The sequence below is a fragment of the Photorhabdus sp. HUG-39 genome, from assembly GCF_963878365.1.
Classification (GTDB): Bacteria; Pseudomonadota; Gammaproteobacteria; order Enterobacterales; family Enterobacteriaceae; genus Photorhabdus; species Photorhabdus kayaii.
This window is the reverse complement of record NZ_CAWNWY010000042.1, coordinates 1-25,973: the sequence shown is the minus strand read 5'-3', so window position 1 is coordinate 25,973 and position 25,973 is coordinate 1. Positions and strand designations below refer to the sequence as shown.

Sequence of the window (25,973 nt, the reverse complement as noted above, 5' to 3'; positions counted from 1 at the left end):
ACATGAATACTAAAAGCGTGGCGTAACAAAACAGACTCCCCATACGCAAGCGAAAAAATTCTTCCTATTTTCAGTTTTGTCATTATTCGCTGTTCACTCATCTTTTAATGGCACAATAAGCCCTGACTTTTTACTTTAATTACCCGCTTTAGATCGAGAGGGCTATGTTAGGGTGGCAGTCTAAAAATATGCCGTATATACCTTGGGTTAATATGGCATTGAATTGCGTAGGGTATAGGGTGGTTTAACACGAGGTTTTTATGTCAATTCAGGCAATTGAAGGCGTGCTGCAACAGATGCAGGCTCAGGCATTACAGGCAGCCAATATCGCAAAACCCATGCCATTGCAGGGTGGATTTGCCAGTCAACTAACGGCGGCTGTGGGTAAAATTAATCAAACACGTTTGAATGCCACAAAACAAACTCAGGATTTTACCTTAGGCGTACCCGGTGTTGAATTGAATGATGTGATGGTGGAGATGCAGAAATCCAGTATCGCTTTGCAAATGGGCGTCCAGGTAAGAAATAAGCTGGTGGCTTCTTATCAGGAGATTATGAATATGCAGGTGTAGGTATTAATTTATATCCGTCATCTTTCAAGTTGCCTCTTTGTTGGCTGCACTCACTCACCCCGGTCACATCGTTATCTATGCTCCCGGGGATTCGCTCCCTTGCCGTCGCGATGCATCTTGAAATCCATTGGGTATATTGATATCTATCGTTATTAACCTTTTGTATTTTCTGTTTGGGGATAGCCACCCGGATTTGCAGGTGGCCTTTGATGTTATGGATGTGCAATTATCGGTTTTATTTCGGGTCTTTTGTGTTGGGAGGCAATCCATAGCTCATATTGAGATTGCATTTCTGTCCACATTTCAGCGCTGGTTCCCAATGCAGCCTCTAGACGTAATGCCATATCCGCGGATATGCCGGCATTGCCGTTTAATATACGGGATAATGCGGCGCGAGTGATGCCCAATGATTTTGCTGCGTCAGTTACAGATATATCCCCAAGATACTCGCGTAAAACAAATCCAGGATGTGCCGGGTTATACATTCTGCCCATTTTGTTATTCCTCAGTGGTAATCTTGATAATTGACGAGAATGACATCTTCACCTTCAAATCTAAATGTTAATCGCCAATTGCCATTGACCGATATAGCCCAGTGACCTTTTAAATCAGCCCCTTTTAGCGGATGAAGTTTCCAACCCGGAGCGTTCATATCATCTGGTTTTTTAGCCGTGTTTAATGCGGTTAACTGAATTTGTAACTTTACAGCATGTTTTGGTTGAATGCCTGCTGTAGTGCCAGTTTTGAAAAATTCTTCCAGACCTTTATGTTTGAAATTTTTAATCATTTTCGACATTGTAGCATTGTGTTGTGTATAGCGATACTATACGGATATGGGTGTCAGAGGTCAAGTTACAGTATTTCGGGGTTTTTCATACTAGTTTGCCTTACTTATCATTGCTCATTGTTGGCAGAGGCGATTTAATCACCAAGGTTTTTTTATCTATTTCTTATAATCTGAATTGAAATCAATACATCCTAAACCAAGCTCACAAAACGGGTAAATAATGGTGATGAAAGTACATCACCTTTATTTCTCAATTACTTTTGTTCCGTAGAGTTCATAAGAGTATGATAGGGTTCAACAGGGAATTGGCCGTAGCTATCATTTAATAATTGCTGTTGGCTTGCTTGTTTGATGAGTTTACTTAATTCATCAAGTCTTTTCTGTAGTAGTTTTTTAATCTCATTTTCATTATCTAAAATTGTCTGCAAAATGTTGGTCATTTTTTGCTGTAACGAAAGAGAAGTCGTCGATGATATTGAAGAGTGGCTGATCACTTCTACTGCTTTGAGGTAGGTGATTTCCATATCAACAAGTTCATCCCATTTTTCATTTTTAGCTAAATTAAGCATTTGCTCACTTAAACTTAGGATCTGTTGGTAAGCTGACAAAAGATCCATTTTATTATCCATTAAACAATATCCTGACTGGCGTTGTAATGAGGGCCAATTTGCCGCCAAGCGTCTGAAATCTCGGTGAGTAACTTTATTACTTCGGTAATGGCTGGCTCATCATTGCGTAAATTAGCGTAGAGTAAACGTTGGGTCATATAGTCGTAAAGGGAAGCGAGATTGTGCGCCAGCTCTCCACCTTTTTCATTATCTAATCCCTGTTTGAGGCCATTATCGATGATATTGATCGCTTTGGAAATAGCTGCGCCTTTTTCCGCGATATTACCTTGTTCCATCAGAATAATTGCTCGACGTAGGGCGCTAAGCGCCCCGTTGAACAAAATCTGAATCAACTGATAGGGGGAGGCGTTCATAATTTCGCTTTCCACATCTATCTGGGCATATAATTGACTTGCCGAACGTTGATACATAATTTCCTTTAATTATCTCATTTGCTGTAATTGTGATAGGAAGCTACCGGTTTTTCCCAAGGAAGAGACCATTTTATCCAGTTGTGAAAATTGGCGTTTATAACGTTCAATTGTTTCGTTAATATTCTGTTTCGTCCTGTCTACTTGTTGATCAAGGTTTTTTAGACGCTTGTTAATGCCATTAGTCGCGGTAACTAAAGTACCTTCATGACTATCCAGAGCATCTTTTAGTAGCTTATGTGTCTGGGTGGCAAAACCCGTTTCTTTACCGTCACCCATAAAGAATGCTTTTACATTAGTCGGTTTTTCTTTTAGATTTTTTTCCAGTTTTTCGTTATCAATTTCCAGCTTGCCGTCAAACTTTTGTTTAATGCCCAGTTTATTCAGGGTTGGAATATCATTAACTGCCTGAGAGCTGAAAATCTGGCTTCTTAGCTGGTTCTGTATTCCGCGTAATGTGCTGTCACCTAATAAAGCACCATTATCTTTCGACGGTTCTTCACCCTGTTTTACTTGCTTAAATTTGGTCAGTGAATCAAATGTCGTTTGTAATTCATTATAAGCATCAACCCAGTTTTTAATCGCCTCTTTCATCGGCTCAATATCACGGGATATGACCAGCATTTCTGGCTTATATTCCCCTGGTTTATCTTTATCCTCGGTCGTTTTTTTCAGATCTAGTTTAACGCCTTCGGGTGCATCGGTAATATGGTTTGTCTGACGTTCAATTGGGATTTTATTAACGGTTAACAGTGCATTCTTAGCTTCGACGGTTTGAGTGAGTTTACTCGTTGTGCCCGGATAGTCTAGAAACTCGCTAAGTTTGTTATCACCTTCAACAGTGATGGTCATCACGGATTCAGTGCCCGCTTTTTTAGCCGTTAGCACTAAATAATTTTCGCCATTTTTTGCCTTAATAATACTGGCGTTGACATTACTTTCCTGTTTATTAATCGCATCACGAATCTCAATGATGGATGTTTGTCCATCTGTCAGCTCGATTTTCATCGGCTTTTTTTCACCAGGCTGAGTAATAGTGATTGTCCGGGTTTTACCTTCGCCCAAAGATTCACCCACATACTCTTTGATATTATTGACTTTTTCTGTTTTTAATGATTGTGCCTGTGCCAATTGCTTAACTTCAATACTGTAGTTACCTGGGCTGGCTTTGGAATCAGTACTGGCAACGAATGCATCATGTTTTTCGCTGGCAGTGGTTGTGTTAAGTTTATCGAATTTTTTCAGTGATTCAGACGCGGTTTCCAGTTTTTCTAAACTGCCTTTTAATGTACCAAAAGCGGTTAGTTTACCTTTATAACTGGTTTGTTGCTGTGTCAGCGGTACTAAACGTTTTTGTTCTGCTGCCTGAAGTTTATCCAATATAGAGCCCAGATCCATCCCCGACCCGGCGCCTAATGAAGAAATGCTAGCCATTTATTGACTCCTTTATTAGTAAAGCTTTATTGAACCGGTTATCGGTAAGTTTTTAGAAAAGTTTACTAATAAAAATAATTTTTCTATGGTAAGAATAGTCGTGAAGAACCGACGTTGTTTGGCTTATCAGGGCAGCGTGATAAAAAAGAAAAAGTTTTTTCAAGAAAAATTAAAGGTTCTTTGAGGAGCGCCGATAAAACTGTTGGCGGTGATGAACACCGTGGGTAAAACCCAAACTTATATATCGACTTGATTTTAAAAAGGAACTCTAACTATGGCACAAGTCATCAACACCAACAGCCTGTCCCTGCTGACTCAGAATAACTTGAATAGATCCCAGGGTACTTTGGGTAGCGCTATTGAGCGTCTATCTTCTGGTCTGCGTATCAACAGCGCGAAGGATGACGCGGCTGGTCAAGCGATCGCTAACCGTTTCACTGCAAATGTTAGAGGTTTGACTCAGGCAGCACGTAACGCTAATGACGGTATCTCTATTGCACAGACTACCGAAGGTGCACTGAACGAAATTAACACCAACTTACAACGTATTCGTGAACTGACTGTTCAGTCACAAAACGGCAGCAACTCTGAAAGTGATATCAAATCTATCCAGGAAGAAGTGACTCAGCGTTTAAAGGAAATTGATCGTATTTCTGAACAAACTCAGTTCAATGGTGTTCGTGTTTTGCGTGAAGATAGCAAAATGACCATTCAAGTTGGTGCTAATGATAACGAAGTTATCGACATCGATCTGAAAAAAATCGACAAAGAAGCTCTGAATCTGGGTAAATTTACTATTTCTGCGGAAGTTCCACACGGAGAAGTAGTTAAACAGGTTGACGATGGTGCAGGTGGGAAGAAAGATATCGATCATACTGCCGACGCTAAAGTTAAGGACCTGAAAAATGTAGAAGTCTATAAAGCCGTTAAGAATGATGGTTCAGTTGATCCTGGTAAATATGTTGTCAAAGGTACTGACGATACAGATGGCAAAGTAAAATATTTCGAAGCCACTATTACTAAAGAGGGTAAATTAACAGCAGGTGCAGACATCACTGCCAAAGCATCAGAAAAGCCTCTAGAAACTTTGGACAGCGCTCTGGCACAAGTTGACAGCCTGCGCAGTTCTTTGGGTGCTATCCAGAACCGTCTGGAATCTACCGTTAACAACCTGAACAACACCGTTAACAACCTGAGCTCTGCTCGTAGCCGTATCGAAGATGCTGACTACGCGACCGAAGTATCTAACATGAGCCGTGGTCAAATTCTGCAACAAGCGGGTACTGCGGTTCTGGCTCAGGCTAACCAAGTTCCTCAGACTGTATTGTCTCTGCTGCGTTAATTGCTCAGCTAGGGCAATATGTGAACCTGATTCACATAAAAATCCAAACAAATCAAGGATCGGCTCGCCGGTCCTTCTTTTTTAGGAGTTTATCAGGAACAGCCTAAAATTTGTGATACTATTAGGCAGACAATAAATTTCGCATAGGTGAAAAAGAAGTGTTTTTACTACATTGTTCAAACGATTGCCCTTGTTAGGGGATTGGATAATGATGGTTAGTCTCTTTTTCCAAAGGTGTCTGTTGTTGTGAGCGATTTGTATACCGCCGAAGGCGTGATGGACAAAAACAGCCTCTGGAAGCGCTACGTACCATTAGTTCGCCATGAAGCGTTAAGGCTACAAGTTAGGTTACCCGCGTGTGTGGAGCTGGATGATCTACTTCAGGCCGGGGGAATCGGCTTACTAAATGCGGTGGAACGTTTTGATTCCTTACAAGGAACCGCGTTTACCACTTATGCGGTACAACGCATCAGAGGTGCAATGTTGGATGAGTTAAGGAGCCGCGATTGGGCTCCGCGTAGCGTGCGTCGTAATGCGCGCGAAGTGACGCACATCATCCGTAAACTTGAGCAAGACTTAGGCCGTCCAGCCAGTGAGCAGGAAGTTGCTAAAGAATTAAAGATTGATCTGATAGAATATCGGCAGATACTGTTAGATACGAATAACAGTCAGTTGTTTTCGTATGACGAATGGCATGAAATTCATGGTGAAAGCTGTGAGCCTGCCATTGGAGAAGGGCATGAAACTAATCCCTTACAACAATTGCTGGAGAGTGACGTTCGTCAACGGGTAATTGAGGCTATCGATTCGTTACCTGAGCGAGAAAAAATGGTTCTGACGCTGTATTATCAGGAAGAACTTAATCTGAAAGAGATTGGCGCAGTACTTGAAGTCGGGGAGTCCCGTATAAGTCAGCTACACAGCCAGGCGATTAAACGCTTGCGGGCACGCTTAAATCCGGAAAAGTAACTTTTTTGCTTATTTGTTTTTTGTTTAAGACTACACACAGGGCTTATCTCTTATGTCTGTTACAACACAAAAGAAACGGCCGCTCAGCCGTTACATTAAAGACTACAAACATAGTCAAACTCATTGCTTGCATTGTCACAAAGCTCTTGACCGTATCTCTTTGGTTTTTAATGGCCAAGTGATCAACAAAGAGTCCATCTCCGAGATGACGGAGTTGATTGATGACAAGACTTGGGATGAGCTGCAAGATAAATTTGTCGCGTTATGTCGTTTTTGCAGTGAGATTTATTGCAATAGCGAGACAGATTATTTTGACATCATGTCTTTCAAACAGTACCTGTTTGAACAGACTGAAATGAGTCATAGTACTGTTCGTGAGTATGTGGTTCGTTTACGACGTTTGGATGAATTGCTCACTTCAAGCAATTACCCTGTAAAAGAGTTCACAACAGAGAAAATTCAGGAAAAACTGAGTGAAAAGCTGTCACAGTCGGCATTCAGTAACTACAACATTGCTTTGCGCAAGTATGAACAGTATTTGAGCTGGCAACAGGGCGGTCACTAAGCTGGAAATATAAACAGCAAAGAGATGATTAATTTTGGGGGAACACATGTTTGATATGTTCCCCTTAGCTATAACTGAAATTAACCGATAGTCATCAGACTGGCATTACCCCCCGCCGCCGCGGTATTAATGCTCAGTGAGCGTTCATGTAGCAGACGTTCTAACAGCAAATTAGTTTCTCCACGGGCAAAACCTTGTACGGAAATGATAACGCCTTTACGTTGCGCGACGTGTTCGCAAACTTGACGCAGTTGATCAGAGTCGCCGTGATAAATAACCGCTTCGAATGCCGTATCTTCACTCTGCCAGTCCTGAACCAAGTTGATTGATTTACGGACGTTATCTGGTAATTGACGAAACAGTTGCTGATGTAATTCATCATTTTGCCATAGCAACTGACAGCCTACAGACAGTGTTGCTGCCAGTTGAATGAATGTATCTTGTTGATTATCCGCCAGACACAGCACCTGACCACGAGGCAACAGGGTATAAGTATTGCGTTCACCCGTCGGCCCAGGCAACAGGCGAGTGGTGCCACCTTGTGCCAGCAATTTATATTGTTGAACTAACTGATTTAGCTCTTCGTTGTGCTGATTGGCTGCCCATTCTGTTAATGCATCAAAGGGTGCCATCAGTACTGAACGGACATTGGCATCCAGTGGATATTCAGCATCCTGACGTTCCAACGTTTGGTTGATCGCATTTTGAGGACGGCAAGAGAGCAGACGGTATAGGTAGAGTGGGCCGCCTGCTTTCGGTCCGGTACCAGACAAGCCTTCACCACCGAATGGCTGTACGCCAACAACAGCGCCTACCATGTTGCGGTTAACATACAGATTACCGACTTTCGCCTTAGCGGTAACTTGTGCAATCGTTTCGTCAATACGAGTATGGACACCCAGAGTCAGGCCATAGTTGGAGCTATTAATTTGATCCAGCAATTTATCCAGCTCGTTACGTTTAAAACGAACAACATGCAGAACCGGGCCGAAAATCTCCTGTTTCAATTCATCAAAGCTTTCCAGTTCAATCAGTGTCGGTTTAACGAAAGTGCCTTGATCCCACTCTTGATTGTCAACCACATTATCTTGTGCTGCCTGATAAATCGTGAGCCCTTTGGTACGCATTGCTTGAATATGACGATCAATGCTGGCTTTGGCTTCCGCATCAATGACCGGGCCGATATCGGTAGACAGGCGCTCAGGATTACCCATCCGGCATTCAGACATGGCGCCTTTCAGCATAGTAATGGTGCGTTCTGCTACATCATCTTGAATACAAAGGATACGCAAGGCAGAGCAACGTTGACCTGCACTGTCAAAAGCAGAGGCGATCACATCAGTAACAACTTGTTCGGTCAGTGCGGAAGAGTCGATAATCATGGCGTTCAGACCACCAGTTTCGGCAACCAGAGGGGTTGGGCGCCCTTGTGCATCAAGTCGTCCGGCAATATTACGTTGTAATAGGCCGGCCACTTCAGTGGAGCCAGTAAACATCACGCCTCGTACTCTCTCATCACCCACCAGAAGAGAACCAATGGTTTCACCTTGGCCGGGTAATAATTGCAATGCATCGTGGGGAATACCTGCTTGATGCAGTATTTTGACCGCTGTTGCCGCAATTAATGGGGTCTGTTCCGCAGGTTTTGCTAATACGCTGTTGCCGGCAGCCAATGCAGCCGCTATCTGTCCGGTAAAAATGGCTAATGGGAAGTTCCACGGGCTGATACAGACAACTGGCCCCAGTGGGCGATGCGTATCATTAGCGAAATCATGGCGAACCTGTCCTGCGTAATAATGGAGGAAATCGACCGCTTCGCGTACCTCAGCAATCGCATTATTAAAGGTTTTGCCGGCTTCCCGAACCAAAATACCTAATAGCGGTTGCATCTGATTTTCCATCAATTCCGCCGCACGAACCAGAATAGCGGCCCGTTCTGATGGTGGCGTCGCAAACCAGATTGCGCCGGCTTCTGTTGCGACATCCAGCGCATGACCGACTTCCTGTTCAGTTGTTTCACGAACATGGCCGACAATATCCGAAGGGGCCGCTGGGTTAATAACCGGTTTAGCGGCCGGTAACTCACCTTGATGGTGATAATTGCCGCCCAGTAGTGGCTCGCTATATTGCTCTTCGGTAGCAGAACTTAATAGTGCACTGGAAAGAGAAGCCAGACGATGTTCGTTGGCAAGATCCAGACCGGCTGAGTTTGCGCGATCTTTGCCATACAGATTGTGAGGCAGAGGAATTTTCGGATGTGGAAGACCGATTTGGCCTTCGGTTTCGGCCAGCTTCTGAACCTTTTTCACCGGATCGGCAACCAGTTCATCCAGTGGTAATGTGGTATCGGCGATACGGTTGACGAAGGAGGTGTTAGCACCGTTTTCCAGCAGACGGCGGACCAGATAAGCCAACAGTGTTTCGTGAGTGCCTACTGGCGCATAAATACGACATGGGCGGTTTAATTTACCATCAGCGATTTTCCCGACCACTTGTTCATACAAGGGTTCTCCCATGCCATGCAGGCATTGAAATTCATATTGACCGGGATAATAGTTTTGGCCTGCCATATGATAAACGGCAGCTAAAGTATGGGCGTTATGAGTAGCGAATTGAGGATAAACCAGATTGGGTACTGACAACAGCTTGCGGGCGCAAGCCAGATAAGAAACGTCAGTATAAACTTTGCGGGTGTAAACTGGGTAACCTTCCAGCCCGTCGATTTGAGCACGTTTAATTTCGCTATCCCAGTAAGCGCCTTTTACCAGTCGGACCATTAATCGGCGGCGGCTGCGCTGTGCTAAGTCAATAACTGTATCGATAACAAAGGGGCAGCGCTTCTGATAAGCCTGAATAACGAAACCAATGCCATTCCAGCCAGCCAGTTGCGGTTCAAAACAGAGCTTTTCCAACAGATCGAGAGAAATTTCCAGGCGATCTGCTTCTTCGGCATCAATATTGATACCAATATCATATTGGCGAGCTTGTAATGTCAGAGAAAGCAGGCGTGGATATAGCTCATTCATGACGCGCTCATATTGAGCACGGCTATAACGCGGGTGCAGGGCAGAAAGCTTAATGGAAATTCCAGGCCCTTCATAAATGCCGCGGCCGTTAGATGCTTTCCCGATAGCATGAATGGCTTGTTGGTAAGAAACCATATAATTCTGAGCATCTTCCTCAGTTAAAGCGGCTTCACCTAGCATGTCGTAGGAGTAACGGAACCCTTTTTCTTCCAGCTTACGTGCACTTGCCAGCGCTTGGGCGATGGTTTCTCCGGTCACAAACTGTTCACCCATCAGGCGCATTGCCATATCTACGCCTTTACGCACTAATGGTTCGCCGCTCTTACTGATAATGCGATTCAGTGAATTGGAGAGTTTGGCTTCGTTGTGGGTAGAAACCAGTTTGCCGGTAAACAGTAGCCCCCAGGTTGCTGCATTGACAAACATGGACGAACTTTGGCCTAGGTGAGAATGCCAGTTGCCGTTACTGATTTTGTCGCGGATCAGCGCGTCGCGAGTGGCTTTATCAGGAATACGGAGCAGGGCTTCCGCAAGACACATTAGCGCAACGCCTTCCTGAGATGAAAGTGAGAATTCCTGCAATAACCCTTGAACCAGACCTGAACGACCCATGCTGTTTTTCTGGTTACGCAATTTTTCTGCAATGCTGTAAGCCAGCTTATGAGTCGCTTGTGCCTGATCTTCTGGCAATTGCGCCTGTTGTAGCAGCATGGGAACTGCCTGTGTTTCTGGCAGGCGATAGGCCGCAGTAATTGCGGAACGTTTTACTGATTGAGGCAGGATATGTTCTGCGAAGTCGAGGAAAGGTTGATGAGACGAATCTGTTACCGTTTCTTCTGCGATTACCTTCTCTTCTTTAATATCCTGATTAGCAGAGAGTTCAGCGATCTGTTCATCGTTTTCAAGACGTTCAAGATAATTAAAAATAGCTTGTTTAATTAGCCAATGTGGAGTGCGGTCGATCCGTTGTGCCGCAGCTTTAATGCGATCGCGCGTTGCTTCATCAAGCTTCACGCCCATTGTTGTACTACCCATCTTTGCTCCTTAATAGGTAAGGTTTATCTAAAATTGCATGATAATATCTGACATGTTGCAACTTTGTGCAACCTTATGAGAATCGCTTGTTTTATTTTTGTGAAATTAATCTAGTTATTATAATTATGTGGATATATTTATTTTTGTGACTTTATTTGATTGATATATATTGGTTTAACATTTTGTAGTTAATATAGGCGTATGACCCTAAAATGGTTAAAAAGTATAATTTTAAAATCAAATAAATGTGATTCAGTAAACGTTTTTTGTAAAAAATGACGTTAATTAGTTGTTAAATTACCTGATGCTAATCTAGGATTCACTGTAACTTTCTAATTGGTTACAAAAATAATTATTTCAATTTAGAATTATGGTCCATCTTTAGGTGCAATCAGGTGCAACGTTCCTGAACCTGGCAGGGAAAACTCTGTGTACCCGGGAGAACTGCGGATTTGCAAAACACAGATAACACTATGGAGAACTTGCATGACAGTAAATACACCAATGCTAATCACCTTTATTGTCTACATTACTGGAATGTTGTTGATAGGTTTTTTGGCTTATCGTTCAACCAAAAATTTTGATGACTATATCTTGGGAGGAAGGCGATTAGGTAGCGTGGTAACGGCTTTGTCTGCCGGTGCTTCGGATATGAGTGGCTGGTTATTAATGGGCTTACCTGGCGTAGTCTATTTTGTGGGGATTTCAGAAAGCTGGATAGCCATTGGTCTTGCTTTAGGTGCTTACCTGAACTGGAAATTGGTGGCAGGCAGGCTACGTATCCAGACGGAAGTCAATAATAATGCGCTAACATTGCCGGATTATTTCACCGGTCGTTTTGACGATAGTAGCAAAATTCTACGTATTATTTCTGCGCTGGTTATTCTGATATTCTTCACTATCTATTGTGCTTCTGGCGTGGTTGCCGGAGGATTATTATTTGAAAGTACGTTTGGTATCAGTTATCAGAAGGCCATGTGGCTCGGTGCCGCAGCAACAATTGCCTATACTTTCCTTGGCGGCTTCTTGGCGGTCAGTTGGACTGATACGGTTCAGGCCACATTAATGATCTTTGCGCTTATCTTGACGCCGGTCATCGTTATTTTCTCTGTGGGTGGCATTGATACCTCTCTGGCTCTGATAGCCGCAAAAAGCCCGGCTTATATGGATATGTTCAAAGGGTTGAATTTTATTGCCATTATCTCGCTGTTGGGTTGGGGGTTAGGTTATTTTGGTCAGCCACATATTCTGGCGCGTTTTATGGCGGCAGACTCCCATCACACTATCCGCAAGGCTCGTCGTATCAGTATGACCTGGATGGTGTTATGTTTGGCGGGCACTATTGCTGTCGGTTTCTTTGGTATTGCTTATTTTGAGGTGCATCCTGAACTGTCTGGCCCGGTCATAGCTAACCGTGAGCGTATCTTTATGGAATTGGCGGTTATTCTGTTTAATCCGTGGATAGCGGGTATTTTACTCTCTGCTATTCTGGCCGCGGTGATGAGTACCTTAAGCTGCCAGTTGCTGGTATGTGCAAGTGCTTTGACGGAAGATCTTTACAAACCCTTTATCCGTAAATCTGCCAGCCAGAAAGAGTTAGTGTGGGTGGGGCGTTTCATGGTGCTGCTGGTGGCGGTCATCGCGATGGTGATAGCAACCAACCCGGACAATAAAGTACTGGCTCTGGTCAGTAATGCATGGGCTGGATTTGGTGCTGCGTTCGGCCCGGTCATACTGATTTCTGTTATCTGGAAACGTATGACACGTAATGGCGCATTAGCGGGGATGTTGGTAGGGGCCGTCACGGTATTGGTGTGGATGAAATACCAGTGGTTTGCGTTGTATGAGATTATTCCTGGCTTTATCTTAGCTTCTATTGCGATCGTGATTGTGAGTCTGTTGGGTAAAGCGCCGAGCAGCGCAGCGCAACAGCGTTTTATTGATGCTGAGGCGCAATATAAGACTAAATGAGTTGAAATAAGGTAAATTGCAATAAAGGTAAAAAAAGTGTGAAGGCGAAATGCCTTCACCAGACCACTAGGTCATATACCCTATTGATTTCAAGATGCATCGCGACGGCAAGGGAGTGAATCCCCGGGAGCATAGCAAACTATGCGACCGGGGTGAGCGAGTGCAGCCAACAAAGAGGCAACTTGAAAGATGACGGGTATATAGATATTAAGGAGTTGAATAAGTTAGCTGTACAAACGTGTTCTACGTTTTTTTACAATTTGAAAACCGATAATTAAGACCAGAAACCAAACAGGCGTGATGATTAATGCCTGGCGGGTATCATCCCGTAAAGTGAGTAATATCAGAACAAATGCAAAAAATGCCAGACAGACCCATGACATGATAATACCCAATGGCATTTTATAGGTTGAAGCCTTATGTAATGCTGGGCGACGTTTCCGGTAAACCAAATATGAGCATAGGATCATGCTCCAAATAAACATAAACAGAATGGCTGAAACGGTAGTGACTAGGGTAAATACATGCATAACATCAGGAATTAAATAAATCAGCACCACACCACAGGATAAACATAAACAGGTGAAGATTAACCCTGATGCAGGCACAGAACGGCGTGAAAGGCGGCTGAATTGCTGTGGTGCATCGCCTTCTTTTGCTAATCCAAATAGCATGCGGCTGGTGGAGAAAACCCCACTGTTTGCTGAAGAGGCGGCGGAGGTTAATACCACAAAGTTCACGATACTGGCGGCAGCGGGTAAACCGATTAGAACAAACAGCTCAACAAAAGGACTTTTATCTGCAATGATTGAACGCCACGGTGTGACTGACATAATAATTATCAGCGCCAGCACGTAGAAGGTGATAATACGAATCGGGATGGCATTAATGGCTCTGGGTAGCGATTTCATTGGATCTTTAGTTTCTGCGGCCGCGGTGCCTACTAATTCAATGCCCACAAAGGCAAATATAGCTATCTGAAATCCGGCAAAAAATCCACTTAACCCTTTGGGAAAGAATCCACCATCATTCCATATATTTGCCAGTGAAGCGGTATGACCGGCTGGAGATTGAAAATGCATGCCAATCAGAACAGCGCCTGTCACGATTAAAGCGATAATGGCAACGATTTTTATCATAGCGAACCAGAATTCCATTTCCCCGAATAATTTCACTGTAGCCAGATTAAGGGAGAGCAGCAGTGAAACACAGAGTAGGGAAGTAAGCCATTGTGGAAAATCTGGTTGCCAATAGCTGATATAGGAAGTGATTGCGACTACATCGGCGATACCGGTAATGACCCAACAAAACCAATAAGTCCAGCCGACGAAAAAACCTGCCCAGGGCCCGAGCAAATCGGCGGAGAAATCACTGAATGATTTATAATTCAGGTTTGAAAGCAATAGTTCACCCATTGCGCGCATCACGAAGAACAGCATGAAACCGATAATCATATAAACGAATATGATCGATGGTCCGGCGAGAGAGATTGTTTTCCCTGATCCCATAAACAGACCCGTGCCGATGGCGCCGCCAATAGCGATAAGTTGTATATGCCGGTTGCTTAGATTACGTTGCAACTGCGTTTCCCCGGTTTTAGCGGAAAGTGAAGTGTGTATATTTTCTGCCATAGTATATAGTATCCAATATTTTCTTAGGTAAATTGTTACGGCTCTTTAAGTGGCCTTATATATGATGATGTTTGCGAAAAAGATTGTGACACAGATTACTATAGTAATAACAGTCTGATCTCACTTTAAAAACAAATTGGTTGCAATTTAACTTGTCAATGCTGTTGGAATTGAATGTGAATTATTCTTTTAGAAAAAAATAGCCATAATATATTGACGCTAGCTTTGTATCGGGGAATAATTGCTCATATTGGGTTGTTAGCTCAGTCGGCAGAGCAGTTGACTCTTAATCAATTGGTCCGGGGTTCGAGCCCCCGACAACCCACCAAGTTAAGGCCAATTAAATGCGTTAATTATCGGCGGCTACTCATTGTTGATAAGCTTTCTTAAGCGAGGGTTAGGCTTTCTGGCATGTAGAATTGAGTTAAGATTATTTCGATAAATCACCAAGATTGTCAATTTTGTGGAATATTCAACCCTGGTGATGATACATTGCTCATTAATTAAATTAGAAACGATAGCCGACAGTTATATTAAAACCGTTAGTAGATAAGTGATCTTTCTCATTTCCGTCTTTAATACTAAAACGGCTACCTTCATAACCGGCGGTAATTGAGGTATTGGTAGTTGGGTTGATAATAAAACCCGTTCCCCAACCTAAAGTATTTTTGCTTGTTGATTCTTTCTCGATATATCCACCACTATAGTGGGCAGTAGATTTATCATTTATTCTGGATAGCCCGAGTTGCCCATATAAACTAATATAGTCATTAATTCTATAGGTTGGGCCAATCATTAAAGAATAGTACTTTAAGTCATCCCTTGTGTAATATTTTGTTTCTTTTTCATTTCCTTTAGCAAAGGTAAATGATGATAATAGCCCCCATTGATCATCAAGCTCATATCGGTAACTCAATGTTGCACCATTTAGTGCACTTACATCTTGTGGTTTCACATAGGCGTATCCGATTGAGGCTGTATGTTGTTCTGCTTGAGCAGGTAAAGCTATCGCAGATACAGAAAAGATAACTCCACAGCTTAATAACAATTTTTGCATTTCATTACACTCTATATACTTCTAAAATAAACGACTTTATAATGCATTTAAACGATTTGCTTACTAGCAGTTGTGATGAGTATCATAACTTACACCATGAGTATATATTTTTTGATTAAATTTAGATGTTATTTTCAAATCATTACATTGTTACTGACTTTTTAAGGATAGAAATAGTGAAGAATAAACTCCGTTGTTAAATTCTGTGGCGACTAACTGTCGCCACTTAAAATAGAGCGGGTTTGTTATATCCGTTAATGGTTGGCTATATTTTTATTTGTCTATAGTTGATTTTAGCCATTGGATAAAGGCATTGACTTTCTCATTCTGTTGTTGAGGCAGGGTACAGGTATAGTAATATTGTTGACATAATACTTCAGTGTTGGGAAAGGGGGCGACTAATTCATTGTTTTCAATTTTTTCCCAAATCATATTTTTTCTTCCCATTGCAACACCTGCATGGTGTATTGCAGCAACGGCAGCTAAATCGGAACGATCAAAGACAATACATTTTTGTGATGGCTCCAGTGTAATGCTAAAGTGTTCTGCCCAAGTATTCCACTCTTTGGTATCAGAATCGTAGCTCCATGCTTGTTTATCATGCAATAGTGTGCAGTATCGTAGATTATCAATATTTCCCATTAGATTATGTTGTTCGGCATACTGCGGGCTACAGACCGGGGTAATATACTCACTCATCAGATATTGATGTGATAATTCGTTGGATATAATATCATCAAAATAGATCGCAAGATCGATACCATAACCGCGGAAATTCACATTTTCATTACCGACTAAGATGTTCAGGTTAATGGATGGATATAGCTGATTAAAATCAGCTAATTTAGGCACTAGCCAGCATTGAGTAAAGGTCGGACGGGAGTAAATAGTCAGGTTACCCGATAACTCCTGATTTTTTATTTCCAGAATTTCCTGATTTAGGTGTTCCAGCGTTGATTTAATTGTCCAAAATAAACGCTTTCCTTCACAAGTTAATTCAATTTTTCTGTGAAAACGTTGGAACAGTTTGAATCCTAACTCTTGTTCCAGAGAACTGATTCGATGGCTGACCGCACTGGCAGTGATAGCTAATTCGTCAGCAGCCAGAACAAAAGAGCCGTGACGAGCGGCTATCTCAAATGTATGCAGCTTTGATAACTGGCTTCCATTGAGTAACTTATTTACAACCATGAAATTATCATCTGTGTACATATTTATCGTGTTTCTAGTTCATCGACGACGGATAAGACGGATAATATAACCGTATCATTAAGGCGGTATGTTTCAGATAGTTTTAGTGATTTAAATCGCAAATAAAGTGAAAATTTTGATCGGTATCACTGAATTGGCTCAATCTGATTCATGCATGGCTATGTATTAATCATTTGTCAAAAATTGAATATTCATATTCAATAATGAAAATTCGTGAGACGAACAAAGGTTAACTGTGGGGAATGATTAAGTGGATTCACAACCTTGGGTGATTGGTACGTTACTCACAAGTATTGTGTTAATTGTATTTACGATAATTAAATTAAAGATTCACCCTTTTCTTGCTCTATTGTTAGCCAGTTTTTATGTCGGTGCTTTAATGGGAATGAACCCTGTTGAAATGGTGAGCGCCATTCAAGGGGGAATCGGGGATACGTTAGGTTTTTTAGCCGTAGTGATTGGTCTGGGGACCATTCTTGGTAAGATGATGGAGATATCCGGCGCGGCAGAGCGGATTGGTATCACATTGCAAAAATGCCGATGGCTGTCACCTGATATCATTATGGTACTGATTGGTTTGGTTTGTGGTATTACGCTGTTTGTCGAAGTTGGGGTGGTATTGTTAATTCCACTGGCATTTTCTATTGCCAGGAAAACCAATACGTCACTGCTGAAATTAGCGATCCCATTATGTACAGCGTTGATGGCGGTTCACTGTATTATTCCTCCACACCCGGCTGCATTATTTGTGACGAATAAATTGGGTGCGGATATTGGCTCGGTGATTATTTATGGGCTGATAGTTGGCCTGTTTGCCGCTTTGGTGGGTGGTCCATTATTTCAGAAACTTCTCGGTAACCGTCTGCCTTTTAAATCGATTCCGGCTGAATTTTCTGAAATTGCAGTTCGTAAAGAAGAGAATTTACCCTCTTTAGGCATCACATTGTTTACTGTGTTATTGCCAATTGGGTTAATGTTGGCTAAAACGGTTACTGAATTAAATATGGAAAAAGGTACCACGTTTTATACGGTGCTGGAATTTATTGGTAATCCTATTACAGCCATGTTCATTGCCGCGTTTGTTGCCTATTACACCTTGGGCATCAAGCAAAATATGGGAATGAGTACTCTGTTGATGAAAACGGAAGATTGTTTTTCTTCTATCGCCAATATTTTATTAATTATCGGCGCGGGCGGAGCATTTAATAGTATTTTAAAAGTCAGTGGCCTTAGTGATACATTGGCTGTTATTTTGTCGAGTCTGGATATGCACCCAATTCTTTTGTCTTGGTTGGTAGCCATTATTTTGCATGCGGCGGTTGGTTCAGCAACAGTCGCAATGATGGGGGCAACAGCGATTGTTTCGCCTATGCTGCCGCTATATCCAGATATTAGCCCTGAAATCATTACATTGGCTATTGGTTCAGGTGCTATCGGCGGTACTATTGTGACTGATTCACTGTTTTGGTTGGTTAAGCAATATTGCGGAACAACGCTCAGTGAAACTTTTAAGTATTATACAACCGCAACATTTATTGCTTCTGTGGTTGCGTTGGCTGGGACGTTTCTTCTTTCTACCATCGTGTAATGGCTACCATTATGTAATGGAAAGAAGTAACCGTTCAGCTTGAAAAATAAGAATAAGAAGTGCGAAGTGTCAATACCAGGGAAGCCTATAAAATAGGCAAATTTATATCTAAAATAATAAACAAGATAAACATTAACGTAGTAATCAAAATAAGGGGAAGATAAAAAATAAAGTATGATGTGCTGATATTTGTAGGAAGTTGCAGTAAATATAATAAGAAATTCTAATAATCAAAAAAGCAAGAGTTGTTTTTATATACCCTATGGATTTCAAGATGCATCGCGGCGGCAAGGGAGTGAATCCCCGGGAGCATAGATAACGATGTGACCGGGGTGAGCGAGTGCAGCCAACAAAGAGGCAACTTGAAAGATGACGGGTATATACCAGGGAAACACTTATTTTAGGTTAATACATATATGAAAAGTACTGAAATTCAACAATTACTAAATGAACATCCGTTAGTAAAAAATTTGATGGAATTAGAGGAAATCTTCTGGTTTAACCCTTGTAATCCCACCTTGAAAGAGGGATTGCCTTTTGTCGGTTTGGGCGCTGATGATGTTAAGGATGCTGAAGCACGCTTGGATCGTTTTGCGTCTTATTTATGTAAAGCTTTTCCAGAAACAGCCGTCACACATGGCATTATTGAATCAGAAATAGTGGCTATACCTACGATGCAAAAAACACTGGAGCAACATTATGGTATGGGTATCACAGGGAACATTTTGCTTAAAAAAGACAGCCACTTGCCCATTTCCGGTTCGATTAAAGCCCGTGGTGGAATTTATGAAGTGTTAACTCACGCGGAAAAATTGGCATTACAGGCGGGGTTGCTTTCTGAAAACGATGATTACAGCAAACTGTTTTCAGAAGAGTTTAGACAATTCTTTAATCAATACAGCATTGCTGTAGGTTCTACCGGCAATTTGGGGCTGTCCATTGGTATTGTCAGTGCAAAATTGGGCTTTAATGTCAGCGTACATATGTCTGCCGATGCTCGTGAATGGAAGAAGCAAAAGCTACGTTCACATGGGGTCAATGTCGTGGAACATGAGCTAGATTATGGGGTAGCCGTGGCCAGAGGGCGTAAAGAAGCTGAATCTACTCCTAACTGTTTCTTTATTGACGATGAAAACTCCCAAACGTTGTTTCTGGGATATTCTGTCGCAGGTGGACGGGTAAAGGCGCAGTTTGAGCAGATGAATATTGTGGTTGATGAAGATCACCCACTATTCGTTTATTTGCCGTGTGGTGTTGGTGGCGGTCCTGGTGGTGTTGCATTTGGATTGAAACTGGCTTTTGGTGATCATGTGCACTGCATTTTTGCTGAACCGACCCATTCTCCCAGTATGTTGTTGGGGGTATATACTGGTTTGCATGACAATATTTGCGTACAGGATATCGGAATCGACAATATCACTGCTGCCGATGGTCTTGCGGTAGGCAGGGCTTCCGGCTTTGTTGGGCGAGCGATGGAACGTTTGCTGGATGGATTTTATACTGTTCAAGATCAGGAAATGTATAATCTGTTGGGCTTACTGGATCGTGATGAAGGTATCCGGTTAGAGCCTTCGGCGTTAGTTGGGATGGCGGGTCCTGCTCGTGTGAGTGGAAACCTTGATTACCTGAACAATAAGAACCTTTCAGCAGAAAAGATGAAACAGGCTACGCATTTGGTTTGGGCAACCGGCGGTGGTATGGTGCCCGATGATGAAATGACAAAATATTTGGTGACAGCCAAAATCTAATTGGTCTTTTTCACAGGGGCAATCCGGTTGCCAGCATCTGGTTTATCAGGTTCAATATCTTGCTGGCCTCCAGATTATTACTGAAAAACGCGTTGATTTGATTTCCTACTCTGAAAAGTCATCTCCTTAATGTTTTTCAAGTAATATTCCCGCCAGCAGTTGGCGGGAATATATCAGTACACTGGTTACTTACATCAAACATTTTTGTAATTAAATGAATGTGTTCCTGAATATTTCCACAACGGTTCCCAGTAGGATTCTATGAAAGCCTTCACCGCATCTTCTCCCTCAATAAGATAGTTGAACTCCGAAAGATAACCCGGATAGAGATTATCAGAACCAACCACGTAGAGTTCATCATCAATTATTGTTACTTTTGCATGATTCCCAGGAGCAGGGGGAACTTTGGGATATACCGGACCACTTGCTTTAATTAAGGATCGGAATGGGCGTCCTATAGCACCTATCTGTGGGGGTCTTTCAGCAAGAGACGGTTCTTTTAGCGTAGCAGTATAAGAATTTTCATCCGGGGTTGGCCATTTGTATGTAGTGCCTTCAATCAAAAGATCTTCAGGTACTTTGTCTGTAAAGAAAAAAGGGGCAACCTCAATTCTTTTCAATGCGGCTTGCCTGATTCCATCAGGATCTTCCAGCTTCTCATCGGTATGCTCATCATGTGTCAAATAGTATTTAAATATTTCAAACGTTCTTTTGGCTCCAGAACCAAAAGAATATTGATCACCAGCAGCACCAGCTGCTGCATCAAGTGGCGATACAACAATTTGAACTTCCAGTTCGGGGTTGGAAAGTAATGCTTCGATTAACCATCGGCACACATGATGATCTTTCCATTGTTTTTTCCATGCACTGACAAGATCCTGTTGGGACATGCGGATTTTTTTCTTTGCATTCTTTATTATAAACTCTTTCATTATTTCGGAGCCTTTTTTATAATCCGTTCGCATATCAGGCCCAGACCAATATTTACCTACGGATAATATCCTGCTTGTTTTCTTATATTCTGGGTCCTTAGGTGGATTTTTTAGGCATTCTTCTTTTTTTCTGTCTATATATTCAGTAATGTGCTCTTTTTTTAATGGATCTGCTGGCTTTCCCACAATACCATTTGCATTAACCCATCTATTTTCATCTATATCAAAGAATTCTTTAGTTAAGAGGTCTGTATTAGCTTCCCACATGTTATTTAAAAATAATTGTGAGCTTAATGATGCCGTTCCTATAACTTTAACAGAGACATCATGAACTGGAGGGTAGTTTTTAAAAAGATCCATATTTAAATTATGGCCCCCGACAAATGACTCAATTCCATCAACTGCGATAATTTTTGTATGATTCCATGTCATTCTGGTATCATCTTCTGGAAACATTTCTTCTGGCAGCACTTTCTTCTCTAATGATACTTTAAGTCCGTCTACTATCCTGTAAAACCGACCAATCCATATTTCAGGTATACACTCCCAATGATCTCTCCTTTCTTGAATTAATTTAATAATATCATTCTTCAATGCCAGATATTCAGGGGTACCTTCAAAGTATGAATTCACACCGTTTAATAAAGATGTCGGTGTTTGAGCGAATAAGAACCTTATCTGAGTTCTGTCCTTCCTGTTTATTTTTTTGGTAAATGCGCGATCAATAGCTGATAGGATAACTTTTCTCCACTCTGCATCCGGGGCATTCAAGGAGGAAATATCGCAGCGATAACGCATGTTTTCCAGAATGCTTACAATAGCATCTTCAAATTCCGCTGCTCTTTTAACCGCCTGTGGCATTATCTCTTTTCCAAAAGGAAGCCCCCATATTTTGGGAGTATCAAATATTTTTACATAGTTGATTTCACTTGTTTTATTAAAGTAACCGTCCAGTTTTTTTTGTAAACCATCCAATAAATTCATATATACATCCTCCAAGCAACAATTTTTTTACATATCAACCAACAGCCTGCCAGCATCAGGCAAGCTATTTATAATCATAATCAATTTTTGAGGGGGGGAAGTTAAAAAAGATAGAACCGACTTCGCATTTTTAAAGGGGGGGGGGATAAATCGACTTTTCTGAGCCATATACCCGTTATCTTTCAAGTTGCCTCTTTGTTGGCTGCGCTCACTCACCCCGGTCACATAGTTTGCTATGCTCCCGGGGATTCACTCCCTTGCCGTCGCGATGCATCTTGAAATCCATAGGGTATAGATCCGTAATTCAGGCGATATCAACAATTCAATGAAGCCAATTTTATTGAGAATGAAAATAAAATTGGCCTTGCTGTGTCTTATTGCGTTGAGCGGGGGATTTTGAGAGGTTCCCTTTTATATCATGGGAATAGAGATATCGAAATTGTAATTAATAATTGCATAATGCGATAAAATGTTGCATTTTATACACGTGCATTTTATAACGCATGTAGTACAAAATCCCAGAGGGGTAAACTAAACTATGGCTATCAGTATACGTTTGGATGATGATTTCGTGAATGATGTAAAAATTCATGCAGAAGCTTCAAGCAGAAGTGTACCTAAGCAAATCGAGCATTGGGCTAAGATTGGCCGCATTGCGGAGGATAACCCTGATTTGCCGTACTCTTTTATCCTTGATTCTTTACTGGCAAAAAGCGAAGTCAATAGCGGTAAGGTGTCGCGTTATGTCAGAAGGACAAAAAGATCCAAAGATTGAAGTTTATGAAACAAGACGTTTCTCTAAGGCATTATCTAAGTTATCTGAAGATCTTCTTACGATAGTAGAAGATGAGATTGATAGAATAATTGATAATCCTGAGATCGGTGAGCAGAAGAAAGGTGATTTAAGTTTCCTTCGAGTTCATAAATTTCAGTTAAATAACCAGTTAACATTGCTTGGTTACTGTTGGGTTGAAGAGAAAATAGAGTTATACCTGCTGAACTTTGGCTCTCATGAAAATTTTTATCAGGAATAAAAGCGACACAGAAAAGCAGATTTTAAACTCATTGGATAGGGGCTAGGGGCTCTATCCAATAAAGCGCGTTTCAAGGCTGCGTATTGCGTGGCCTTTTTTACACCACTCATTCAATAAACCCCTATTTACTTAAATCAAAGGCTACAAGCGGCGTATACCCGTTATCTTTCAAGTTGTCTCTTTGTTGGCTGCGCTCGCTCACCCCGGTCACATAGTTTGCTATGCTCCCGGGGATTCACTCCCTTGCCGTCGCGATGCATCTTGAAATCAATAGGGTATATATCATTCTCAAGCAAAATCATTGTTGTATTAGTTTGTTTCTGGTATGACTTGGCTATGCAGCTATTGATGATTTGCAACGAAGTGTATTTATTAATCTATATGAGAGAAAAAATATGCCTACACTTTTTGACCCAATTCGCATTGGTGATCTCGACTTGCCAAATCGCATCATTATGGCTCCTCTGACACGTAACCGTGCAGAAGGAGAAGGGCGTGTCCCTAATGCGCTAATGGCGGAATACTATGCTCAACGCGCTTCCGCTGGTTTGATTATCAGCGAAGCGACTTCCGTAACCCCACAGGGAGTTGGCTACGAGAATACGCCGGGTATTTGGTCGGATGAGCAAGTTGCTGGCTGGCGATTGGTCACGGATGCTGTGCATGCTGCTGGTGGGCGTATTTTTATACAGCTTTGGCATGTGGGGCGGATATCGGACCCTGTTTTCCTTAATGGAGAACGGCCGGTGGCGCCAAGTGCAATTGCGGCTGATGGTCATGTTAGCTTATTACGCCCAAAACGTCCTTTTGTGGTTCCTCGGGCGCTTGAGTCTGAGGAGATTCCCGGCATTGTTGAAGCATTCAGACGCGGAGCGGAAAATGCGAAAACGGCAGGGTTTGATGGAGTAGAAATACATGGTGCCAATGGATATTTGCTCGATCAATTCTTGCAAGATAATGCTAATCTGCGCACAGATCAGTACGGAGGTTCAGTCGAAAATCGGGCTCGGTTGCTGCTGGAAGTGACAGACGCTTGTATTTCGGTTTGGGGATCAACACGTGTTGGTATGCATTTGTCCCCACGTGGTGGTCATTACTCTATGGCGGATTCCAATCCTGTGACGACGTTTGGATATGTAGCACGTGAACTTGGTAAACGAGGTATTGCTTTTATCTTCTCACGTGATGCTGTGGTTGATGGTGACTTAAGTAAGGTGATAAAAGAGGCTTTTGGGTCAACCTATATTGCTAATGAGGAACTTACTAAAGAAAGTGCCGAGCAAGTTCTTGCTGACGGCCGGGCTGATGCAGTGGCTTTTGGTCAATTATTCATCTCCAATCCAGACTTACCTCACCGGTTTTTAGCTAAAGCGCCATTTAATGAACAACAACCGGAAACTTTTATGGTTCCTGGTGCTATAGGCTATACTGATTATCCAGTGCTTACCTAGGTAAGGGGATATCTTACCCGCAGTGGATAGCCTAACATGAAAGATATTCGAATTGTTTTTCGGGGATGTTAATTTAAAGCTTTAATGGCGCTTTTTGGTTGAACGTCCCAAGATATCCGGCTGGCTCATTTTATAAGAGCCGGTCATATTTCATTGCAGGATAATTTGAAGGAGAATGATAATGTCAGATTCATTAAATGTATCTATTGTTCGTCGTTTTTACGACTCTATGGGTGATATTGATGTTCTTCGCCAGATCATGGCGAGCGATATTATTTGGGATGTTACCGAAGGATCTCGGTATGGTGGGGTTTATGAAGGGATTGAGGATATATTAAATAATTTTTTTGTGCCGTTTTTAAATGATATTGATGAGTTTATTGTGGACAGTTCTGAATATTTTGAGTCAGATGATCATGTCATTGTTCTGGGTAATTATTTGGGACGGGTGAAGCGTGGCAAACGGTTCATTTCTCGTTTCGTTCATATATGGACAGTGCGGGATGGGCGGCTAGTTAAATTACAACAAACTGCCGATACGCTTCAGATTGAGCGTGCTCATGCAGATTATGCTATTCGGTGACATCGGTTATTATGCCGGCAATATTAACTGAGCCAAACAATAGCATAGGGTGATCAATTTTACTAAGCACTTTGTCTAGGCTCGAACTTATACGAAAATAGGTGATATCGGTTGTTTTGATGTTTTGTTTCATCTTCACCTTGTTGAGTGAGCAGTTTTATCAGTAATTTTCCGGTGTCCCTGCCTATTTGGGGATAATCAATGCGAATTGATGTCAGTGTTGGCTGTGTGTGGTCACAGTTATTTGAACCATCCAGACAAGCAACAGCCAAATCAGCGGGTATTTTAAGTAGACGCCGCTGACATTCAAACATGACACCTAGGGCAATCACTTCGTGACTGCAAATCACACCTTCCAGTTCAGGTTGACGTAATAACATTTCAGTAATTGCCTGGCGACCAAATTGCATGCTAGCAGTATCCGAGGTAGTGATATTTTGGTCAGCATTCTGATAGTGATGCAGCATGGCTTTATGCCAGCCATTAATTTGCTGATTGCGTAAACGGCTATCCATTTGGGCGCCAATATAACCGATATGCTTGCGGCCATTATTCAACATATGTTCAGTCAACGTATAGGCAGCCGCGGAAAAATCGGTTTCTATATTAATTGCCGTCTGCTGTTGATGAGAGTTTGCAACATTAATAATGGGAATATTGATATGAGAAATATTGCTGTGGGTTTTATCTGCCAATAGCGAACCAAAAATCACCAATGCGACTGCATTGCTTTGCAGTAATGTCATGATAATTTCAGCTTCTTTATTATGGTCATATTCATGACATCCCAGGGCGCGAGCATACTTTTTTACCCCCCCCTTGAATGAACCGTAATTATATGATCTCATTCTCCTTATTTTTCTTTTTAATACTCGCCCATGAATCCGAACCAGACCCTGATTGAACATTTAACCGTTGTGAAAGAAACTCGTTCTGACATCAATCGTCAATACGAGCTGATTGATGTTATTTTTCTTGTCATCAGCGCCATTCTCGCTGGCGCTGAAGGTTGG

At 42.1% G+C, this 25,973-nt stretch carries 23 protein-coding genes, 1 tRNA gene and 2 pseudogenes; 13 read left to right on the top strand and 13 right to left on the bottom strand.

What is annotated here, in order from left to right:
• Positions 1 to 260: 260 nt before the first annotated feature.
• The gene (fliE, locus tag AAC155_RS20850) at positions 261 to 572 is read left to right on the top strand and encodes a flagellar hook-basal body complex protein FliE (protein ID WP_113043986.1); all 312 of its coding nucleotides are present in this window, start codon (positions 261 to 263) and stop codon (positions 570 to 572) included.
• Here the strand turns inward: fliE and AAC155_RS20845 are convergent.
• The 6 genes from AAC155_RS20845 to fliD all read right to left on the bottom strand — a co-directional run bounded on the left by AAC155_RS20845 (position 553) and on the right by fliD (position 3,832).
• Entirely contained in the window at positions 553 to 759 is a 207-nt protein-coding gene (locus AAC155_RS20845; protein ID WP_158536611.1) for a hypothetical protein, read from the bottom strand. The two genes, fliE and AAC155_RS20845, sit on opposite strands and share 20 nt — an antisense overlap.
• A 25-nt stretch (positions 760 to 784) precedes the next feature.
• A complete protein-coding gene (locus tag AAC155_RS20840; protein ID WP_113043985.1) occupies positions 785 to 1,066 on the bottom strand; it encodes a HigA family addiction module antitoxin in 282 nt (93 codons plus the stop codon).
• Positions 1,067 to 1,077: 11 nt separating this feature from the next.
• On the bottom strand, positions 1,078 to 1,359 hold the full coding sequence (locus tag AAC155_RS20835) for a type II toxin-antitoxin system RelE/ParE family toxin (RefSeq protein ID WP_113043984.1): 282 nt from the start codon (positions 1,357 to 1,359) through the stop codon (positions 1,078 to 1,080).
• 254 nt (positions 1,360 to 1,613) lie between these two features.
• Positions 1,614 to 1,988, bottom strand: a complete 375-nt coding sequence (gene fliT / locus AAC155_RS20830) for a flagella biosynthesis regulatory protein FliT (RefSeq protein WP_113043983.1) — start codon at positions 1,986 to 1,988, stop codon at positions 1,614 to 1,616.
• The gene (gene fliS, locus AAC155_RS20825; RefSeq protein ID WP_011146214.1) at positions 1,988 to 2,398 is read right to left on the bottom strand and encodes a flagellar export chaperone FliS; all 411 of its coding nucleotides are present in this window, start codon (positions 2,396 to 2,398) and stop codon (positions 1,988 to 1,990) included. The genes fliT and fliS overlap by 1 nt, the downstream gene beginning before the upstream one ends.
• A 12-nt stretch (positions 2,399 to 2,410) precedes the next feature.
• Complete coding sequence (gene fliD / locus AAC155_RS20820; RefSeq protein WP_113043982.1) at positions 2,411 to 3,832, bottom strand: flagellar filament capping protein FliD; 1,422 nt, start codon at positions 3,830 to 3,832, stop codon at positions 2,411 to 2,413.
• Positions 3,833 to 4,106: 274 nt separating this feature from the next.
• Between fliD and AAC155_RS20815 the strand changes: the two genes are divergently transcribed.
• The 3 genes from AAC155_RS20815 (at position 4,107) to fliZ (ending at position 6,708) form a co-directional block, all read left to right on the top strand.
• Positions 4,107 to 5,174 (top strand): FliC/FljB family flagellin, encoded by a 1,068-nt coding sequence (locus tag AAC155_RS20815; RefSeq protein WP_113043981.1) that lies wholly within the window; start codon positions 4,107 to 4,109, stop codon positions 5,172 to 5,174.
• Between the two features lie 246 nt (positions 5,175 to 5,420).
• Entirely contained in the window at positions 5,421 to 6,143 is a 723-nt protein-coding gene (locus AAC155_RS20810) for an RNA polymerase sigma factor FliA (protein ID WP_113043980.1), read from the top strand.
• Positions 6,144 to 6,195: 52 nt separating this feature from the next.
• On the top strand, positions 6,196 to 6,708 hold the full coding sequence (fliZ, locus tag AAC155_RS20805) for a flagella biosynthesis regulatory protein FliZ (RefSeq protein WP_011146218.1): 513 nt from the start codon (positions 6,196 to 6,198) through the stop codon (positions 6,706 to 6,708).
• Positions 6,709 to 6,788: 80 nt separating this feature from the next.
• Here the strand turns inward: fliZ and putA are convergent, their stop codons facing one another.
• On the bottom strand, positions 6,789 to 10,769 hold the full coding sequence (gene putA / locus AAC155_RS20800) for a trifunctional transcriptional regulator/proline dehydrogenase/L-glutamate gamma-semialdehyde dehydrogenase (protein ID WP_113043979.1): 3,981 nt from the start codon (positions 10,767 to 10,769) through the stop codon (positions 6,789 to 6,791).
• A 486-nt stretch (positions 10,770 to 11,255) separates the two neighbouring features.
• Here putA and putP point away from each other — a divergent pair, with 486 nt between their 5' ends.
• Entirely contained in the window at positions 11,256 to 12,740 is a 1,485-nt protein-coding gene (gene putP / locus AAC155_RS20795; protein ID WP_113043978.1) for a sodium/proline symporter PutP, read from the top strand.
• A gap of 224 nt (positions 12,741 to 12,964) precedes the next feature.
• On the opposite strand, the gene cycA is transcribed toward putP, so the two are convergent.
• Positions 12,965 to 14,371, bottom strand: coding sequence for a D-serine/D-alanine/glycine transporter (gene cycA / locus AAC155_RS20790; protein WP_113043977.1), 1,407 nt, complete (start codon positions 14,369 to 14,371; stop codon positions 12,965 to 12,967).
• Between the two features lie 252 nt (positions 14,372 to 14,623).
• On the opposite strand from cycA, the gene AAC155_RS20785 reads away from it, so the two are divergent.
• A tRNA-Lys gene (locus tag AAC155_RS20785) sits at positions 14,624 to 14,699 on the top strand.
• 180 nt (positions 14,700 to 14,879) lie between these two features.
• Here the strand turns inward: AAC155_RS20785 and AAC155_RS20780 are convergent.
• Both AAC155_RS20780 and dsdC read right to left on the bottom strand, forming a co-directional pair.
• Positions 14,880 to 15,428, bottom strand: a complete 549-nt coding sequence (locus AAC155_RS20780; protein WP_113043976.1) for an Ail/Lom family outer membrane beta-barrel protein — start codon at positions 15,426 to 15,428, stop codon at positions 14,880 to 14,882.
• A 273-nt stretch (positions 15,429 to 15,701) separates the two neighbouring features.
• A complete protein-coding gene (gene dsdC, locus AAC155_RS20775; RefSeq protein WP_113043975.1) occupies positions 15,702 to 16,640 on the bottom strand; it encodes a DNA-binding transcriptional regulator DsdC in 939 nt (312 codons plus the stop codon).
• Between the two features lie 250 nt (positions 16,641 to 16,890).
• Between dsdC and dsdX the strand changes: the two genes are divergently transcribed.
• Both dsdX and AAC155_RS20765 read left to right on the top strand, forming a co-directional pair.
• Complete coding sequence (gene dsdX, locus AAC155_RS20770) at positions 16,891 to 18,228, top strand: D-serine transporter DsdX (RefSeq protein ID WP_113043974.1); 1,338 nt, start codon at positions 16,891 to 16,893, stop codon at positions 18,226 to 18,228.
• A 416-nt stretch (positions 18,229 to 18,644) separates the two neighbouring features.
• On the top strand, positions 18,645 to 19,976 hold the full coding sequence (locus tag AAC155_RS20765; RefSeq protein WP_113043973.1) for a D-serine ammonia-lyase: 1,332 nt from the start codon (positions 18,645 to 18,647) through the stop codon (positions 19,974 to 19,976).
• Positions 19,977 to 20,170: 194 nt separating this feature from the next.
• On the opposite strand, the gene AAC155_RS20760 is transcribed toward AAC155_RS20765, so the two are convergent.
• A complete protein-coding gene (locus tag AAC155_RS20760; RefSeq protein WP_113043972.1) occupies positions 20,171 to 21,892 on the bottom strand; it encodes a phospholipase in 1,722 nt (573 codons plus the stop codon).
• Positions 21,893 to 21,919: 27 nt separating this feature from the next.
• Complete coding sequence (locus tag AAC155_RS20755) at positions 21,920 to 22,117, bottom strand: hypothetical protein (RefSeq protein ID WP_146748134.1); 198 nt, start codon at positions 22,115 to 22,117, stop codon at positions 21,920 to 21,922.
• Positions 22,118 to 22,430: 313 nt separating this feature from the next.
• On the opposite strand from AAC155_RS20755, the gene AAC155_RS20750 reads away from it, so the two are divergent.
• From AAC155_RS20750 to AAC155_RS20735, 4 genes are all read left to right on the top strand, one after another.
• Positions 22,431 to 22,667, top strand: a complete 237-nt coding sequence (locus AAC155_RS20750) for a TA system antitoxin ParD family protein (protein WP_011146234.1) — start codon at positions 22,431 to 22,433, stop codon at positions 22,665 to 22,667.
• Positions 22,636 to 22,926, top strand: a complete 291-nt coding sequence (locus tag AAC155_RS20745; protein WP_113043971.1) for a type II toxin-antitoxin system RelE/ParE family toxin — start codon at positions 22,636 to 22,638, stop codon at positions 22,924 to 22,926. Before AAC155_RS20750 ends, AAC155_RS20745 begins: the two co-directional genes overlap by 32 nt.
• A 395-nt stretch (positions 22,927 to 23,321) precedes the next feature.
• Positions 23,322 to 24,377, top strand: coding sequence for an alkene reductase (locus AAC155_RS20740; protein ID WP_113043970.1), 1,056 nt, complete (start codon positions 23,322 to 23,324; stop codon positions 24,375 to 24,377).
• 181 nt (positions 24,378 to 24,558) lie between these two features.
• The gene (locus AAC155_RS20735) at positions 24,559 to 24,960 is read left to right on the top strand and encodes a nuclear transport factor 2 family protein (RefSeq protein ID WP_113043969.1); all 402 of its coding nucleotides are present in this window, start codon (positions 24,559 to 24,561) and stop codon (positions 24,958 to 24,960) included.
• 62 nt (positions 24,961 to 25,022) lie between these two features.
• Here AAC155_RS20735 and AAC155_RS20730 read toward each other — a convergent pair.
• Positions 25,023 to 25,751: pseudogene (locus AAC155_RS20730) on the bottom strand (substrate-binding domain-containing protein); the annotation flags it as partial.
• Between the two features lie 87 nt (positions 25,752 to 25,838).
• On the opposite strand from AAC155_RS20730, the pseudogene AAC155_RS20725 reads away from it, so the two are divergent.
• A pseudogene (locus tag AAC155_RS20725) lies at positions 25,839 to 25,973 on the top strand (transposase family protein); the annotation flags it as partial.

Excerpts from the sequence above, each read along its gene's own strand:
- fliT (WP_113043983.1), bottom strand. The coding sequence starts at position 1,988 with ATGGATAATAAAATGGATCTTTTGTCAGCTTACCAACAGATCCTAAGT.
- AAC155_RS20740 (WP_113043970.1), top strand. The coding sequence starts at position 23,322 with ATGCCTACACTTTTTGACCCAATTCGCATTGGTGATCTCGACTTGCCA.
- putP (WP_113043978.1), top strand. The coding sequence starts at position 11,256 with ATGACAGTAAATACACCAATGCTAATCACCTTTATTGTCTACATTACT.
- AAC155_RS20765 (WP_113043973.1), top strand. The coding sequence starts at position 18,645 with ATGAAAAGTACTGAAATTCAACAATTACTAAATGAACATCCGTTAGTA.
- fliZ (WP_011146218.1), top strand. The coding sequence starts at position 6,196 with ATGTCTGTTACAACACAAAAGAAACGGCCGCTCAGCCGTTACATTAAA.
- AAC155_RS20750 (WP_011146234.1), top strand. The coding sequence starts at position 22,431 with ATGGCTATCAGTATACGTTTGGATGATGATTTCGTGAATGATGTAAAA.
- fliS (WP_011146214.1), bottom strand. The coding sequence starts at position 2,398 with ATGTATCAACGTTCGGCAAGTCAATTATATGCCCAGATAGATGTGGAA.
- dsdC (WP_113043975.1), bottom strand. The coding sequence starts at position 16,640 with ATGTACACAGATGATAATTTCATGGTTGTAAATAAGTTACTCAATGGA.
- cycA (WP_113043977.1), bottom strand. The coding sequence starts at position 14,371 with ATGGCAGAAAATATACACACTTCACTTTCCGCTAAAACCGGGGAAACG.
- fliE (WP_113043986.1), top strand. The coding sequence starts at position 261 with ATGTCAATTCAGGCAATTGAAGGCGTGCTGCAACAGATGCAGGCTCAG.
- AAC155_RS20835 (WP_113043984.1), bottom strand. The coding sequence starts at position 1,359 with ATGATTAAAAATTTCAAACATAAAGGTCTGGAAGAATTTTTCAAAACT.
- AAC155_RS20840 (WP_113043985.1), bottom strand. The coding sequence starts at position 1,066 with ATGGGCAGAATGTATAACCCGGCACATCCTGGATTTGTTTTACGCGAG.
- AAC155_RS20780 (WP_113043976.1), bottom strand. The coding sequence starts at position 15,428 with ATGCAAAAATTGTTATTAAGCTGTGGAGTTATCTTTTCTGTATCTGCG.
- fliD (WP_113043982.1), bottom strand. The coding sequence starts at position 3,832 with ATGGCTAGCATTTCTTCATTAGGCGCCGGGTCGGGGATGGATCTGGGC.
- AAC155_RS20735 (WP_113043969.1), top strand. The coding sequence starts at position 24,559 with ATGTCAGATTCATTAAATGTATCTATTGTTCGTCGTTTTTACGACTCT.
- AAC155_RS20815 (WP_113043981.1), top strand. The coding sequence starts at position 4,107 with ATGGCACAAGTCATCAACACCAACAGCCTGTCCCTGCTGACTCAGAAT.
- AAC155_RS20745 (WP_113043971.1), top strand. The coding sequence starts at position 22,636 with ATGTCAGAAGGACAAAAAGATCCAAAGATTGAAGTTTATGAAACAAGA.
- AAC155_RS20760 (WP_113043972.1), bottom strand. The coding sequence starts at position 21,892 with ATGAATTTATTGGATGGTTTACAAAAAAAACTGGACGGTTACTTTAAT.
- putA (WP_113043979.1), bottom strand. The coding sequence starts at position 10,769 with ATGGGTAGTACAACAATGGGCGTGAAGCTTGATGAAGCAACGCGCGAT.